At 32.4% G+C, this 15,916-nt stretch carries 14 protein-coding genes; 13 read left to right on the top strand and 1 reads right to left on the bottom strand.

Translation table 11 applies throughout. From position 1 onward, the window contains the following. Window positions 1–92: 92 nt before the first annotated feature. Window positions 93–2,006, bottom strand: a complete 1,914-nt coding sequence (gene abc-f / locus RSA29_RS01775; RefSeq protein WP_346941637.1) for a ribosomal protection-like ABC-F family protein — start codon at window positions 2,004–2,006, stop codon at window positions 93–95. Between the two features lie 502 nt (window positions 2,007–2,508). On the opposite strand from abc-f, the gene RSA29_RS01770 reads away from it, so the two are divergent. The 13 genes from RSA29_RS01770 to groL all read left to right on the top strand — a co-directional run bounded on the left by RSA29_RS01770 (window position 2,509) and on the right by groL (window position 15,760). Then, window positions 2,509–3,162: a redox-sensing transcriptional repressor Rex gene (locus RSA29_RS01770; RefSeq protein ID WP_346941638.1), complete on the top strand. Its 654-nt coding sequence runs from the start codon at window positions 2,509–2,511 to the stop codon at window positions 3,160–3,162. A 253-nt stretch (window positions 3,163–3,415) separates the two neighbouring features. Next, window positions 3,416–4,195: a short-chain-enoyl-CoA hydratase gene (locus RSA29_RS01765; RefSeq protein WP_346932518.1), complete on the top strand. Its 780-nt coding sequence runs from the start codon at window positions 3,416–3,418 to the stop codon at window positions 4,193–4,195. A gap of 23 nt (window positions 4,196–4,218) precedes the next feature. Next, complete coding sequence (locus RSA29_RS01760; protein WP_346941639.1) at window positions 4,219–5,358, top strand: acyl-CoA dehydrogenase; 1,140 nt, start codon at window positions 4,219–4,221, stop codon at window positions 5,356–5,358. 13 nt (window positions 5,359–5,371) lie between these two features. Then, window positions 5,372–6,157, top strand: coding sequence for an electron transfer flavoprotein subunit beta/FixA family protein (locus tag RSA29_RS01755; protein ID WP_346941640.1), 786 nt, complete (start codon window positions 5,372–5,374; stop codon window positions 6,155–6,157). 140 nt (window positions 6,158–6,297) lie between these two features. Beyond that, entirely contained in the window at window positions 6,298–7,305 is a 1,008-nt protein-coding gene (locus RSA29_RS01750; protein ID WP_346932515.1) for an electron transfer flavoprotein subunit alpha/FixB family protein, read from the top strand. A gap of 217 nt (window positions 7,306–7,522) precedes the next feature. Continuing rightward, a complete protein-coding gene (locus RSA29_RS01745) occupies window positions 7,523–8,371 on the top strand; it encodes a 3-hydroxybutyryl-CoA dehydrogenase (protein ID WP_346941641.1) in 849 nt (282 codons plus the stop codon). A gap of 443 nt (window positions 8,372–8,814) precedes the next feature. Beyond that, complete coding sequence (locus RSA29_RS01740; RefSeq protein WP_346941642.1) at window positions 8,815–9,678, top strand: sulfide/dihydroorotate dehydrogenase-like FAD/NAD-binding protein; 864 nt, start codon at window positions 8,815–8,817, stop codon at window positions 9,676–9,678. Beyond that, window positions 9,678–11,060: an NADPH-dependent glutamate synthase gene (gene gltA, locus RSA29_RS01735; RefSeq protein ID WP_346932512.1), complete on the top strand. Its 1,383-nt coding sequence runs from the start codon at window positions 9,678–9,680 to the stop codon at window positions 11,058–11,060. Before RSA29_RS01740 ends, gltA begins: the two co-directional genes overlap by 1 nt. A gap of 265 nt (window positions 11,061–11,325) precedes the next feature. Next, the gene (locus RSA29_RS01730) at window positions 11,326–11,739 is read left to right on the top strand and encodes a C-GCAxxG-C-C family (seleno)protein (RefSeq protein WP_346932511.1); all 414 of its coding nucleotides are present in this window, start codon (window positions 11,326–11,328) and stop codon (window positions 11,737–11,739) included. A 148-nt stretch (window positions 11,740–11,887) separates the two neighbouring features. Beyond that, window positions 11,888–12,772 carry a DNA glycosylase gene (locus RSA29_RS01725; protein ID WP_346941643.1) on the top strand — a complete coding sequence of 295 codons (885 nt, stop codon included), beginning with the start codon at window positions 11,888–11,890 and terminating at the stop codon, window positions 12,770–12,772. Between the two features lie 56 nt (window positions 12,773–12,828). Beyond that, window positions 12,829–13,563 carry a TVP38/TMEM64 family protein gene (locus RSA29_RS01720; protein WP_346941644.1) on the top strand — a complete coding sequence of 245 codons (735 nt, stop codon included), beginning with the start codon at window positions 12,829–12,831 and terminating at the stop codon, window positions 13,561–13,563. 170 nt (window positions 13,564–13,733) lie between these two features. Next, the gene (gene groES, locus RSA29_RS01715) at window positions 13,734–14,018 is read left to right on the top strand and encodes a co-chaperone GroES (protein WP_346932508.1); all 285 of its coding nucleotides are present in this window, start codon (window positions 13,734–13,736) and stop codon (window positions 14,016–14,018) included. 110 nt (window positions 14,019–14,128) lie between these two features. Further along, window positions 14,129–15,760, top strand: a complete 1,632-nt coding sequence (groL, locus tag RSA29_RS01710) for a chaperonin GroEL (RefSeq protein WP_346941645.1) — start codon at window positions 14,129–14,131, stop codon at window positions 15,758–15,760. The last annotated feature ends 156 nt before the right edge of the window (window positions 15,761–15,916 follow it).

The following is a 15,916-nucleotide window of genomic DNA, read 5'->3' as shown; positions in this document are numbered from 1 at the left end:
ATAACAAGTCGGTACCTTTGACTTGTCATTTATTTTTAAAAGTAAGTATTAGTCTTAATTTTAAATATTGGAAGTCTTAGCAAAGATTTTTGTTAAGCTAGTTCTTCCCATTGTTCATATAGAAGTTGAAGGGATTCTTCAGTAAGTTGAATTTCTTTATTTATTTCTCTGCTTTTATCAGGGTTAGAGTATACTTCTTCTAAACAAAGTTGGTTTTGAAGTGTTTCTATAGACTCTTCGGTAGAAGCAATTTTCTTTTCTATATCTTTAAGTAATGAAACTTTTTCCTTTTCGGCTTTTTCAGCATCCTTCTTCTTTTTCTTATCAAGTTTAATCTGAGTTTTAGTAACTCCTGAGGTTTCTTCCTCGTATTGGAATCTTAGCGGATTTTTCTTCTTCTCCACATAATAAGAATAGTTTCCTAGGTATTCTTTTACACCATCTTCATTAAGTTCGAAAATTTTATTTATAATTTTGTTCAAAAAGTATCTATCGTGGGAAATGAGGATTATAGTGCCATCATAGTTTAGAATGGCATCTTCTAAAGCTTCACGAGACATAATATCAAGGTGATTTGTAGGCTCATCAAGTAAAAGAAAGTTTGATTTTGATAACATGAGCTTTAATAAATTAATTCTACACTTTTCCCCACCGCTAAGTGTGGATATGTGTTTAAAAACATCATCACCTGTGAATAAAAATGCAGCAAGGGCTGAACGTACTTCTGTAGTAGTCATATGAGGAAAGTCGTCCCAAACTTCATCAATTATAGCTTTGCTTTCATTTAAGTTTGACTGTTCTTGATCATAATATCCAACAAAAACATTCTTTCCAAGGACTTTAACGCCGCTATCGGCATTAATTTTATCCATTATAATTCTAAATAGAGTAGTCTTGCCACGACCGTTCTCACCTATAAGAGCAAGTTTTTCTTCTCTTTTTATATCCATATTAAGGCCTTCAAAAAGTAATTTATCACCAAAACTTTTCTTTAGATTTTCTATATAAAGAACGTCATTACCGCTTTTAATTTGTGTCTCAAATTTAATCCTTGAAGCCTTTGCATCCTTGAGCGGGGCATCAATTCTTTCAATTTTATCAAGGGCCTTTTGACGGCTCTCTGCAGCTTTGATACTCTTCTCGCGGTTGAAGGACTTAAATTTAGTTATAATATCTTCTTGTCGTTTTATTTCAGCTTGCTGAAGGTCAAAGGATTTTTGTAAGACTTCTTTGTTTTTTTCTTTTAAGTCTATAAAGGTAGTGTAATTACCGTTATAGCTTTCCACCATACCACCAGCTATTTCTATAGTTTTATTAGTGATAGCATCTAAGAAAAATCTATCGTGAGAAATTACTATAATTGTGCCTTTAATTTCTTTTAAATAGGTTTCGAGCCATTCTATGGCATCTAGGTCTAAATGGTTGGTAGGCTCATCTAAAAGAAGAATCTCAGGCTTCCTAAGAAGTAGTTTGCATAGTGCAACTCTAGTTTTCTGACCACCACTTAAAATTGAAACAGATTTATCAAAGTCTGGTTCAGTAAAACCAAGACCTTTAAGTACTCTGCTAATTTCCCCTTTGTAGGTATAACCACCACGATTTTCATAAACTTCAGTCAAAGTAGTATAATCTCTAATGATTTTATTGTGATAATCTTCATTGGAGGCATCATAGGGTTCATTCATTTTAACTTCTAAGGTATGTAGTCTATCCTCCAGCTCTAGCAAAGATTTAAAAACTGAAAGTAATTCACTATATATTGTGTTTTCAGAATCCAAAGAGAGATTTTGAGAAAGGTAACCTAATTCTTTTGATTTATCTATAAAAAGGTCTCCGCCATCATATTCAAGCTGGTTAGTTAATATTTTAAATAGAGTGGACTTGCCAGCTCCATTAGCTCCAATTAAGCCTATTTTTTCACCTTCATTTACATTAAAGGTTATATTTTTTAAGATCATATCTATTCCAAAATATTTATTTATATTTTTACAACTTAAAACTATCATATATTTCACCGTCCTAATAGCATTTTAACATGAAATAGGGAATCTGAGAATAAATAATAAGTCAAACAACTTGACTTATTTATTTTTGTAGATGCCTAAGTTAAATTTAAATTAATTTGTATGATGGGATATATTATTATATAAATAGTGAGGGACTATTATGAATAGTGGTCTGTATTTGTGATAAAAGTGATAGAAAATGTAAAAAACACTAAATAAATAATTACTAAATATATAACAAACCCTATTTAGTGTAGTATAATAAAGAGAACTGTAGTGGAAAGTAGCAAAACGTTATGACAAAGAGTTATTTAATATGACGTTAATGGTGCGAGTAATTATAATAGTCTAATTCAGATAATTGATATATGATGCGAATATCTGAATGAATTCTATGTTAAACATGGAAAAGGGAGAAGTGTAGGGTGATAAACCTTTTTAATATACAGAAGACGGAGTTTGAAAATTATTAAGTGTAAAATAAAAAGAGGGGTAGTGTAAAATGGATAAAAAAAGAGTTATTTCTATGGCTGTAATAAAAAGACTTCCTAAATATTACAGATATTTACGTGAGTTAGATAAGAGTGAAGTTGATAGAATATCGTCAAAAGAATTAAGTGAGAGAATTGGATTTACAGCATCGCAAATAAGACAGGACTTGAACTGTTTTGGAGATTTTGGTCAGCAGGGGTATGGATATAATGTTAAAGAATTATTATATCAAATATCTGTAATATTAGGATTGAATAAAGAATATAATACGGTGATTATAGGTGCAGGTAATATAGGTCAGGCTATTGCTAATTATACATCTTTTGATAAAATGGCATTTAATCTTCAAGGCATTTTTGATTTGAATGTGAAGCTTATAGGACTTAAAATAAGAGATATAGAAATTAGAGACATGGATGAGTTAGAGGATTTCTTAAAAGTAAGAAAAATTAGCATTGCGATTATATGTGTTCCTAAAAGTAGGGCACAAGGCGTGGCAGATGTAGTAACTAGGAATGGTGTAAAGGGAATATGGAACTTTGCTCCAGTAGATTTAAAGGTTGCAGATGATATTATTGTAGAAAATGTACATTTAAGCGAGAGTTTACTAACACTTAGTTACTTATTAAATGAATATGAAAAAGATGAAAGTTTTTCTGAGTAAACAAATGGATACTATTAATGAATAGTATCCATTTGTGATTTAAAACACACAATATTTATAATGTCAGTAAAGTTAAAATATTTAATACTATCAGTTAAATAAAAATATTTTGTTAAAAACTTAATTATAGTTGAAAAAACAGAATAAAAAGACTATAATGTAATTAAGGTGATGTCGCCTTAATTACCATTGTGTTAAAATAATAACAAAACATGACGGCAAAAATCTTAAAAATTGCATGGGGGATTTTAAAATGGATTATAAAAACATGATCTTAGAAAAAGAAGGCAATGTGGCTATAGTTAAACTTAATAGACCTAAAGCGCTTAATGCTTTAAATTCAGATACGTTAAGAGAAATAAGTTTAGTAATAGATGAAGTTTCCAATGACAACGAAGTTTATGCAGTTATTATTACAGGTGAAGGTAAAGCTTTTGTAGCGGGAGCTGATATTTCTGAAATGCAAGACCTAAATGCGTTAGAAGGCAAGCAATTTAGTGTACTTGGTAATGAAGTTTTTAGAAAACTTGAGAAATTAGAAAAACCAGTTATAGCTGCAATTAATGGTTTTGCACTAGGTGGTGGATGTGAGCTTGCGATGGCATGTGATATAAGAATCGCATCAGTTAAAGCGAAATTTGCACAACCAGAAGCAGGACTTGGTATTACTCCAGGGTTTGGCGGAACTCAGAGATTAGCAAGGCTTGTAGGAGAAGGTATTGCAAAACAATTAATCTATACTTGTGAAATGATTAATTCAGAAGAAGCCTTAAGGATTGGATTGGTAAATAAGGTTGTAGAACCAGAGATGCTTTTAGAAGAAGCAAAATCTATGGCAAATAAAATAGCAAAAAATGCTCCAATAGCAGTAAGACAATGCAAAGTAGCAATCAATAGAGGTCTACAGATGGATATTGATAGTGCTGTAATGTATGAAGCGGAAGCCTTTGGAATTTGCTTTGCAACTGAAGACCAAAAAGAAGGTATGGCTGCTTTTGTTGAAAAAAGAGATAAAAATTTTAAAAATAGATAATCGGATAAATAGGAGGTATTATAATGAACTTTTCATTAACTAAGGAACAAGAACTTGTAAGACAAATGGTAAGAGAGTTTGCTATCAATGAAGTAAAACCTATTGCTGCGGAAATAGATGTAACAGAAAGATTCCCAGTGGAAAATGTAGAGCAAATGGCTAGATACAACATGCTAGGAATTCCATTCCCAACTGAGTTTGGCGGAGCGGGTGGGGACAACCTATCTTACGCTATGACTGTAGAAGAACTTTCAAAAGTTTGTGGAACAACTGGAGTTATAGTTTCAGCTCATACTTCTTTATGTGCAGCTCCAATATACCAATTTGGAACACAAGCTCAAAAAGAAAAATACTTAACACCACTTGCTAAAGGTGAAAAACTAGGAGCATTTGGATTAACAGAGCCAAACGCAGGAACTGATGCAGCTGGACAACAAACAACAGCAGTATTAGACGGCGATAACTATATATTAAACGGTTCTAAAATATTTATAACAAATGGTGGAGTTGCAGAGACATTTATAGTATTTGCAATGACTGATAAATCAAAAGGAACTAGAGGAATAACAGCTTTCATAGTTGAAAAAGACTTCCCTGGATTCTCAATAGGAAAAGTTGAAGAGAAATTAGGAATAAGAGCATCTTCAACAACTGAGTTAGTTTTCGAAAACTGTGTAGTTCCAAAAGAAAACATGCTTGGAAAAGAAGGAAAAGGATTTGCGATTGCAATGCAAACTCTTGACGGCGGAAGAATCGGTATCGCTTCTCAAGCATTAGGACTTGCTCAAGGAGCTTTAGATGAAGCTGTAGCTTACTTAAAAGAAAGAAAACAGTTTGGAAAATCATTATCAGCATTCCAAGGTCTTCAATGGATGGTTGCAGATATGAATGTTAAAACTGAAGCTGCAAGACTTTTAGTATACAAAGCTGCTTACTTAAAAGATCAAGGAAAACCATATTCAGTAGACGCTGCAAGAGCTAAATTATATGCTTCAGAAGTGGCTATGGAAGTTACAACTAAAGCAGTTCAATTATTTGGTGGATATGGATACACTAAAGAATATCCAGTAGAGAGAATGATGAGAGATGCTAAAATAACTGAGATATATGAAGGAACTTCTGAAGTTCAAAGAATGGTTATCGCAGCAAGTGTATTAAAATAGGAGGTAATGAAAGATGAAAATAGTTGTTTGTGTAAAACAAGTACCAGATACAAATGAAGTTAAAATAGACCCAAAAACAGGAACTCTTATAAGAGATGGTGTTCCTTCAATAATAAACCCAGATGATAAAAATGCATTAGAGGGAGCTTTAGCTCTTAAAGATTTATATGGTGGACACGTTACTGTTGTAACAATGGGACCTCCACAAGCTAAAGTTGCTTTAGAAGAAGCATTAGCAATGGGAGCTGACGAAGCTATACTAGTTACAGATAGAGCATTTGCAGGAGCTGATACATTAGCTACATCTCACGCATTAGCTGCAGCTATCAGAAAATTAGATTATGATGTAATATTTGCTGGAAGACAAGCTATCGATGGAGATACAGCTCAAGTTGGACCAGAAATTGCAGAACATTTAGGAATGCCTCAAATAACTTATGTTGAAGCAGTAAAAGAAGAAAAAGAAGGCACATTAATAGTAAGAAGAGCTTGGGAAGATGGTTATGAAAATATCAGAGTTAACACTCCAGTATTATTAACTGCTATCGAGACTCTAAACGTGCCAAGATATATGAGTATAAAGAACATATTTGCAATGGCTAAAGAAAAAGAAGTTAAAGTATGGACTGTAGCTGATATGGACGTAGATGTTAACGTACTTGGTCTTAAAGGATCACCTACAAAAGTTAAAAAATCTATGACAAAAGAAGCTAAAGGACAAGGTGAAGTATTTGAAGTATCACCTAAAGAAGCAGCTTCAATAGCTCTTGCAAAACTAAAAGAAAAACACTTCATCTAAATTAATGAAACTCCTTTTTGTTTCATTAAAAGGAGAGCTCAAAGAGTAAGTTCGTGTTTCCAAATCATAGATTTGGACACTCACTTAACTTCAGTCAACCAAATCAGAGATTTGGAACATCACTTAAGGAGGAAATTACCATGAATATAACAGATTATAAAGGTGTATGGGTCTTCGCTGAGCAAAGAGACGGAGAACTACAAAAAGTTGCCCTAGAATTACTAGGAAAAGGTAGAGAAATAGCAGATAGACTAGGAGTAGAGCTTACAGCACTATTACTAGGACATAAAAATATAGAAGAAATGACAAAAGAATTAGGAGCTTTCGGTGCAGATAGAGTTTTAGTGTGCGATCACGAAGCTTTAACTCACTATACAACTGATGGATATACAAAAGTTATAGCTGAAGTTGTAAATGTTGAGAAGCCAGAAATATTATTTGTTGGAGCTAGTTTCGTTGGAAGAGATTTAGGACCAAGAGTAGCTGGAAGACTTTCAACAGGATTAACTGCTGACTGTACACAACTTGAAATTGATGAAACAAACAACAACTTATTAATGACAAGACCAGCATTCGGTGGAAACTTAATGGCTACTATCGTTTGTGGGGATCATAGACCACAAATGTCTACAGTAAGACCAGGAGTTTTCGAGAAGTTAGCTAAAGATACAGCTAGATCTTTCAAAGTTGAAAAATTCAACGTAGAATTAGCAGCTTCAGATATAAGAACAGAAACAATAGAAGTTGTTAAGTCATTAAAAGAAATGGTTGATATAACAGAAGCAAACATAATCGTATCTGGAGGAAGAGGAGTTGGAAGTGCAGAAAACTTTGAACTACTTAAAAACCTTGCAGACGAAATGGGCGGAACTGTAGCAGGATCAAGAGCAGCTGTAGATAACGGCTGGGTAGAAAAAGCAGTACAAGTAGGACAAACTGGAAAAACAGTAAGACCTACTATATATATTGCATGTGGAATCTCAGGAGCAATCCAACATTTAGCTGGAATGCAAGAATCAAGCTTCATAATAGCAATCAATAAAGATGGAGATTGCCCAATCATGAAGACTGCAGATGTAGCACTAGTAGGCGACTTTGCAAAAATACTTCCTGAAATTGCAGCTCAATACAAGGAAATGAATAAATAAAATAAAAAAGTATACTATTTATTTTAAAGCAAGACAGATTAGTAATTACTTTTAAGGGGAGGGGATATACATAATTAGTATACCCCTCTCTTTTTTAACATATTAAATTTAAACATTTTTGGACAAACATTAATAAATTACTAAATCTATGGTAATATAAAAGAGGTAGGAAATTTTAAAATTAATTTAATATAAAATTATATAAGGAGTGTTTAATATGGAAAAGATTTGTGTGCTAGGAGCAGGAACTATGGGAGCAGGTATAGCTCAAGCTTTTGCAGCTAAAGGCTATGAAGTAATTATTAGAGATATAAAGGATGAGTTTGTACAAAAGGGTCTTGGAATGATAGAGAAAAACATCAAGAAACTTGCAGCAAAAGGTAAAATAACAGAAGAAGAAGCTGAAAACATTTTAGAAAAAGTTAGTGGTACAACTGATCTTACTTTGCTTGATGATGTAGATTTAGTAATTGAAGCTGCTGTAGAAAACATGGAAATTAAGAAACAAATATTTAAAGAGTTAGATGAGATTTGCAAACCGGAAGCAATTCTTGCTACAAATACATCTTCACTTTCAATAACAGAGATAGGAACTGCAACAAAGAGAGTAGACAAGGTTATAGGTCTTCACTTCTTTAATCCAGCTCCAGTAATGAAATTAGTTGAGATAATAAAAGGAATGGCTACTTCAACTGAAACTTACGATAAAATGCATGAATTAGTATTAAGTATCGCTAAGGAGCCAGTTCTTGTAGAGGAGGCACCTGGATTTGTAGTAAATAGAATATTAGTACCTATGATAAATGAAGCAGCTTGCATATTAGCAGAAGGTATAGCTAGTGCTACAGACATAGATAAGGCTATGATGCTTGGGGCTAATCATCCGATGGGACCACTTGCCCTAGGAGATTTAATTGGACTTGATGTATGCCTTGCTATTATGGATGTATTATATAAAGAGACAGGGGATAATAAGTACAGAGCTCATAGTTTAATGAGAAAATATGTTAGAGCTGGACAATTAGGTAGAAAAACAGGAAAAGGATTCTTTGAATATAATAAATAATAAACTGTTAAAAGTGCAATGACATATATAGTCTTTGCACTTTTAAATGTGAAAACTGATAAAATGGATTATTGTAAAAGTGAAAGATTACGCAAAATAGTCTTAATATTTTTGTTTATTTGAAAATTTACAGTATTAAATCTTATATAAGGTTGACTATCATAGAATATAATTATAGAATATAAATGTAGTTTATGGCTGATTATGTAAAATGTTGTTAAGGCGTGAAGTTGTTCACCATTAATGGTATTTATTTTAAAAAGTTAATAATTTAATGACTATGATAACGATATCAATTCATATCCATACATTCCGATTAAATTTATACAGTTTAAGATTTAAAAAGCATTAACATTTATCCTTAATTTTAAATTCTAAATTGTGAATTTTTAGTTAGAATTTATAACAATTAAAATATATTTAAAATACGGAGGAAAACACTTATGTATAAAATCGTTGAAAAGAAGATTCTAGCACCTTCAATATTTATGATGAAGATATTAGCACCAAGGGTTGCTAAATCAGCAAACCCAGGACAGTTCATTATAATTAGAATGGATGAGAAGGGTGAAAGAGTACCGTTGACAGTATGTGACACTGACGTAGAAAATGGAACTGTAACAATAGTTGTACAAACTATTGGATGTACAACAAAGGCAATGGAGCAATACGAGGAAGGCGATTCTTTCTTTGATTTTGTTGGACCATTGGGAATGCCTTCAGAGCTTATAGAAGAAGATAAAGAAAGTTTGAAAAATGAAAAAATAATGTTTATATCAGGTGGAGTTGGATCAGCGCCAGTATATCCTCAAGTTAAGTGGTTGCATGAAAATGGAATCAAAGCTGATATAATCATGGGATATAAGAATAGAGACATGGTTATCCTAGAAGAAGAAATGAGAGCTGTTGCAGAAAATGTATATGTAACAACAGATGATGGAAGCTATGGATTTAAAGGTATGGTTACAGCGCAATTAAAGGCTTTAGTAGAAGCAGGTAATAAATATGATACAGTAATTGCTATAGGTCCAATGATAATGATGAAATTTGTATGTAAATTGACTGAAGAGTTAGGCATAAAAACAATAGTTAGTATGAATCCAATAATGGTTGATGGAACTGGAATGTGTGGAGCTTGTAGGATAACAGTTGACGGAGAGACTAAATTTGCTTGCGTTGATGGTCCAGAATTTGATGGACATAAAGTTAATTTTGATGAGGCACTTAAGAGAGCGACTATGTACAAAGCAGAGGAAATGCAAAAGGATTCTATACAAGAAGAGTGCAAAAGAGGAGGAAACAACTAATGGATAGAATGAAAAGAACTCCGATACAAGAGCAAGACCCAAAGGTAAGGGCTACAAATTTCCAGGAGGTTTGTCTTGGATATACTGAAGAAGAAGCAGTACAAGAAGCTTCTAGATGTTTAAATTGTAAGAATAAACCTTGTGTTAGCATGTGTCCAGTAGCTATAGATATTCCTGAGTTCCTTCAACATGTTAAGAATAATGAATTTGAACAAGCGGCAAAAGCGTTGGACAAGTACACTGCACTTCCAGCAGTATGTGGTAGAGTTTGCCCACAAGAACTACAATGTGAAAGCAAATGTGTTCTAGGAATTAAAGGGGAAGCAGTAGCTATAGGGAAACTTGAAAGATTTGTTGCGGATTGGTCAAGAAATAATAATGTTGACTTAACTAAAGAAGTAGAAAAAAAAGATAAAAGAGTTGCAGTAATTGGATCAGGACCAGCTGGTATAACTTGTGCTGGAGAGCTTGCAAAAATGGGTTATGAAGTAACAGTTTTTGAAGCATTACATGAGCCAGGTGGAGTTTTACTTTATGGAATTCCAGAGTTTAGATTACCTAAGGATACTGTAGTTAAGCATGAAGTAAATAACTTAAGAAAATTAGGGGTTAAAATAGAAACAAACGTAGTTGTTGGAAGAACAGTTACAATTGATGAACTTATGGGTGATGAGAACTTTGATGCAGTATTTATTGGATCAGGTGCAGGTTTACCTAAGTTTATGGGTATCCCTGGTGAGAATTTAAATGGTGTATGTTCAGCTAATGAATTCTTAACAAGAAATAACTTAATGAAAGCATTCAAAGAAGATTATGCAACTCCAATTAGATCAGGAAAATGTGTTGCTGTAGTTGGTGGCGGAAACGTTGCTATGGATGCTGCTAGAACTGCATTAAGATTAGGTTCAGAAACCCACATAGTATATAGAAGAAGTGAAGCCGAACTTCCAGCTAGAGTTGAAGAAGTGCATCATGCAAAAGATGAAGGAATTATTCTGGACTTATTAGTTAATCCAACTGAAATCTTAGGTGATGAAAATGGTTGGGTTAAAGGAATGAAGTGCGTAAGAATGGAACTTGGAGAAGCAGATGAGTCTGGAAGAAGAAGACCACAGGTTATAGAAGGTTCTGAGTTTGTATTAGACTGTGATACTGTTATAATGTCGCTAGGAACTTCACCAAACCCATTAATTCCTGCAACAACTAAGGGATTAGAAACTAATAAACGTAAATGTATAGTTGCAGAAGAAGAAACAGGACTAACTTCTAAAGAAATGGTATATGCTGGTGGAGATGCTGTAACGGGTGCAGCTACAGTTATACTTGCAATGGAAGCTGGTAAAAAAGCTGCAAAATCTATAGATGAGCAATTAAGCAGATAACTATTATAAATTATAATTTTTGGATTCTAAATTTAATCTGATTTAGATGAAAAGTTTAAAGTTATGACAATGTAGAAAAAATATAAGTGAAAAGGTCATATTTAAAAGTTTTACAAAATGCTTTTAAATATGACTTTTTTATAGTATAAATATAATATGAAGTGAAATTGTGCAAATTAAAATACCTTTAGGTTAGATAGGTTAAATAACCGTCTAAAAATGGAGGATGTACGTATAAAACAAAAGGTTAGATGGGGGAATAGTGATGTTAGTAGATATGGTAAAAAAATATTATGGGGAAAAATATGATTTGAATTGTGCGGAAACTCTTATATATGCTGCAAATGAAGAATATAAATTGAATTTAAGTAAGGAAACTTTTAAAACTATGGCTGCATTTGGCGGTGGTATGGCAGTAGAAGGTACCTGTGGAGTTATTACAGGGTCAATTTGTGTTATTGGAATTATGTTTACAAAAGATAGAGCTCATGAAAGTGATTATGTTAAAACACTTACGCAAGAATTTATAGAAAACTTTAAAAAGGAATGTAATGCAGTAAATTGTGATGAATTAAAGGCTTTATATAGAGATGAAAATATAAGATGCTACAGTATAGTGGAAAAGGGTGCAATAATATTAGATAATATTATTACCAGAGAAAAACAGAGAATTATTTAGAAATATTTAGAATAATTTTTAATCGTAGTGCTGAGAATAATCTTAGCACTATTTTTAAAATCGTGAACAAGATGCAATCTAAAATTTAAAATTTGGTATTTAAAGTAAAATTTATATTAACATAAGAGGGATAAGGAGCTGAAAAAGTATGGAATTTAAAAGTGTTGTAGAATTTGAGGGGAAAGTTATAGTTGAAAAAGTTAGAGATTTTGAACTACCACACATATTTGATTGTGGTCAATGTTTTAGGTGGGATAAACAAGAAAATGGAAACTATATCGGGGTAGCATTTAACAGAGTTATAGAGGTAGAGAAAAATGGTGATGATGTTATTATTTATAATAGTAGCTTAAAGGATTTTAACGATATATGGATAAATTATTTTGACATGGAAAGAGACTACACAGCAATAAAAATGGAATTTAAAAAGGATGAACTTTTAAAAAAAGCTGTTGAATTTGGATATGGGATTAGAATTTTAAAGCAAGATCCTTTTGAAATGTTAATTTCATTTATAATATCTGCAAATAATAGAATTCCTATGATTAAGAGAGCTATAGGGAATATAAGTAGGATATATGGCAAACCTTTAGAATATAAGGAGAATACATATTATACATTCCCAACACTTGAAGAGTTTAGCAGATGTACATTAGAAGAGGTTGAGGCTATTGGCGTTGGATTTCGTGCTAAGTATATAGTGAAAGCAGTGCAGGACTTAAGTAGTGGAAATTATAATTTGAGAGATATAATGTTAAGAGGTGATGATGGGTGTCATGAGGGACTTCAACAGTTCAGTGGAGTTGGTCCTAAGGTGGCAGATTGTATAATGCTATTTTCCATGGGAAAATATTCAGCGTTTCCGGTTGATGTATGGGTAAAGAGAGCAATGCAATTTTTCTATGTAGCACCAGATGTATCATTGCCTAAAATAAGAATGTTTGGAAGAGAAAAATTTGGGGATATTTCAGGGTTTGCTCAACAATACCTGTTTTACTATGCTAGGGAGAATAATATTAAAATAGATGTGTAAAACCAGGTCATAGTATATATTGTTAATACACATAAGGGTATAATGGGAGTGGGTATATGAAAGATAGAAAAAAAATAAAAAAATATATAATTAACTGTTTGATTTGGAGTGGAGTAATATTTTTATTGGGGTTTTTTTACTTTGAATTTTCAAAGGAATTTACTGTGTTTAGAGATCCACAGCAACTTAAAGATTTAATACTTTCATTTGGGAGTTATAGCATAATTGCATTTATTATACTTCAAATGATCCAAGTCATAGTTTTTTTTATACCTGGGGAAGTAATCCAAATTGCAGGTGGGTACATATTTGGGCCTGTAATTGGCGGGATTGTTTCAGCAGTAGGAATAGTACTTGGAAGCATGGTTGCCTATCTTATAGCAAAGCTATGTGGAAAGAAGTATATAAATAAACTTATAGAAAAAAATAATCTAACTAAAATTAAAAAGATTTTAGATGCTGGAAGTAATAATATAGTTATATTTGTAATATACTTTATACCTGGGATTCCTAAGGATGTATTGGTGTATGTAGCGGGTGTTTCAAATGCATCAATAAAAGATTTTATAATATATTCATCAGTGGGAAGAATACCTTGGATTATAGCATCGGCTATGTTTGGTCATGGAATACATAGTGGGAATTATATAGCGATGATAGCCATTGGAATAGTATCAGGGGCCTTATTTATTGTGGGAATTTTACGTGGACACAGTATAATAGAATTTTTTCACAGAAAATTAAAACATGATAATAGTAAAACTTCGAAAACGGAAGAAAATGAAAGGTAAGTTCATTAAATCATGTATATTAGGGCATTTGATTGAGTTTGTAGATTTGATAATGGCGTAATTATTCTTTATTATAATATTATGGTTAGCACTCGACGGGTTAGAGTGCTAATAAATATATTAAAATAACTTTATATAATAAAATTAATTAATAAATAGGAGGAATTCATATGAATATCAGACCACTTGGAGACAGAGTAGTAATTAAAAGATTACAATCAGAAGAGATAACAAAAGGTGGAATAGTTTTAGCGGGAGCTGCTAAAGAAAAACCACAAGAGGCAGAAGTTGTTGCAGTAGGACCAGGAAGCTATTCTCATGGAAGAGAAATTAAAATGGAAGTTAACATAGGAGATAAAATTTTATTTTCTAAATTTTCAGGGACAGAAGTTAAATTTGAAGGGCAAGAATATATAATCTTAAAACAAGAAGATATATTAGCAGTTATAGAGTAAGTCAACTGAAAACAAATAATAAGTCAAATATCAGAGGAGATTGATTTATTCATTTTTTAAGATGATTAATTTAGAAATAATAATTTTAGATATCGTAGGAGGTAATATATATGGCTAAAAGTATTTTATTTGGAGAAGAGTCAAGAAGAGCTATGCAAAGAGGTGTAGATATTCTTGCGGATACAGTTAAGGTGACTTTAGGACCTAAGGGCAGAAATGTTATATTAGATAAGAAATTTGGTTCACCACTTATAACTAATGATGGTGTTACAATAGCAAGAGAAATAGAACTAGAAGATGCTTATGAAAACATGGGAGCACAGCTTGTTAAAGAAGTTGCAAACAAAACTAACGATGTAGCTGGAGACGGAACTACAACTGCAACAGTACTTGCACAAGCAATAATAAGAGAAGGTCTAAAAAATGTAACAGCAGGTTCAAATCCAATGTTACTTAGAACAGGAATAAGAAAAGCAGTAGATGTTGCTGTTGAAGAAATTAAAAAGTATTCTAAACAAGTAGATGGAAAAGAAGATATAGCAAGAGTTGCAGCAATATCAGCAGCAGACGAAGAAGTTGGTTCATTAATAGCTACAGCTATGGACAAAGTTGGAAATGAAGGCGTTATAACTGTAGAAGAATCAAAAACTATGGGAACTGAACTTGATGTTGTTGAAGGAATGCAGTTTGATAGAGGATACTTAAGTGCATACATGGTAACAGATACAGATAAGATGGAAGCTATACTAGATAATCCATATATATTAATAACTGACAAGAAAATAGCTAATATTCAAGAGTTGCTTCCAATACTTGAGCAAATAGTTCAACAAGGTAAAAAACTTTTAATTATAGCAGAAGATGTTGAAGGTGAAGCAATAGCTACGTTAGTTGTAAATAAATTAAGAGGAACATTTGTATGTGTTGCTGTTAAAGCTCCAGGTTTTGGGGATAGAAGAAAAGAAATGATACAAGATATTGCTATATTAACTGGTGGTACTGTTATATCAGAAGAGTTAGGACATGATATTAAAGATGCAACTATTGATATGTTAGGAAGAGCTGAAAGTATTAAAATTTCTAAGGAAACTACAGTTATAGTTAATGGAAAAGGATATAAAGAGGATATTACATCTAGAGTAAATCAAATTAAAAAACAAATGGAAGATACAACTTCTGAGTTTGATAGAGAAAAATTAAATGAAAGACTTGCAAAGCTTGCAGGTGGAGTTGCAGTAATTAAAGTTGGTGCAGCTACTGAAACAGAATTAAAAGAAAGAAAACTAAGAATAGAAGATGCACTTGCTGCTACAAAAGCTGCAGTGGAAGAAGGTATAGTTGCTGGTGGTGGTACTGCATATATTAATGCAATAGAAGCAGTTTCTAATTTAACATCAGATATTCCAGAGGTTCAAGTTGGAATAAATATTATAAGAAGAGCTCTTGAAGAGCCATTAAGACAAATTGCTACAAATGCAGGAGCAGAAGCTTCAGTAGTAATTGAAAAAGTAAGAAATACACCTAATGAAATAGGCTATGATGCTTTAAGAGATAAGTATGTTGACATGATTAAAGCGGGAATTGTTGACCCAACTAAGGTTACAAGAAGCGCTCTTCAAAATGCAGCATCTGTAGCAGCTACATTCTTAACAACAGAAGCAGCTGTAGTTGATATTCCAGAAAAGAGTCCATCACCAATGGGTGGAGGAGCTCCAGGAATGGGAATGGACGGAATGTACTAAGAAAAATATAAGAATATATAAAACTCTCATGATTATTCATGGGAGTTTTTTTAGTTTAAATATTCTTATATGCTGATTACAACATTATCGTGTAAAATAATTCAAATATAGGGTTATATAAACATTAAATAAATAAAAATGAAATAAATATATATA

It is taken from the genome of Clostridium sp., assembly GCF_036660475.1.
GTDB lineage: Bacteria > Bacillota > Clostridia > Clostridiales > Clostridiaceae > Clostridium_J.
The sequence above is the reverse complement of the archived record's forward strand: the minus strand, read 5'-3'. Positions and strand labels throughout refer to the sequence as shown.

Bases quoted from the DNA above. Each gene is read 5' to 3' on its own strand.
- abc-f (WP_346941637.1), bottom strand. From the start codon at position 2,006: ATGATAGTTTTAAGTTGTAAAAATATAAATAAATATTTTGGAATAGAT.
- RSA29_RS01770 (WP_346941638.1), top strand. From the start codon at position 2,509: ATGGATAAAAAAAGAGTTATTTCTATGGCTGTAATAAAAAGACTTCCT.
- RSA29_RS01765 (WP_346932518.1), top strand. From the start codon at position 3,416: ATGGATTATAAAAACATGATCTTAGAAAAAGAAGGCAATGTGGCTATA.
- RSA29_RS01760 (WP_346941639.1), top strand. From the start codon at position 4,219: ATGAACTTTTCATTAACTAAGGAACAAGAACTTGTAAGACAAATGGTA.
- RSA29_RS01755 (WP_346941640.1), top strand. From the start codon at position 5,372: ATGAAAATAGTTGTTTGTGTAAAACAAGTACCAGATACAAATGAAGTT.
- RSA29_RS01750 (WP_346932515.1), top strand. From the start codon at position 6,298: ATGAATATAACAGATTATAAAGGTGTATGGGTCTTCGCTGAGCAAAGA.
- RSA29_RS01745 (WP_346941641.1), top strand. From the start codon at position 7,523: ATGGAAAAGATTTGTGTGCTAGGAGCAGGAACTATGGGAGCAGGTATA.
- RSA29_RS01740 (WP_346941642.1), top strand. From the start codon at position 8,815: ATGTATAAAATCGTTGAAAAGAAGATTCTAGCACCTTCAATATTTATG.
- gltA (WP_346932512.1), top strand. From the start codon at position 9,678: ATGGATAGAATGAAAAGAACTCCGATACAAGAGCAAGACCCAAAGGTA.
- RSA29_RS01730 (WP_346932511.1), top strand. From the start codon at position 11,326: ATGTTAGTAGATATGGTAAAAAAATATTATGGGGAAAAATATGATTTG.
- RSA29_RS01725 (WP_346941643.1), top strand. From the start codon at position 11,888: ATGGAATTTAAAAGTGTTGTAGAATTTGAGGGGAAAGTTATAGTTGAA.
- RSA29_RS01720 (WP_346941644.1), top strand. From the start codon at position 12,829: ATGAAAGATAGAAAAAAAATAAAAAAATATATAATTAACTGTTTGATT.
- groES (WP_346932508.1), top strand. From the start codon at position 13,734: ATGAATATCAGACCACTTGGAGACAGAGTAGTAATTAAAAGATTACAA.
- groL (WP_346941645.1), top strand. From the start codon at position 14,129: ATGGCTAAAAGTATTTTATTTGGAGAAGAGTCAAGAAGAGCTATGCAA.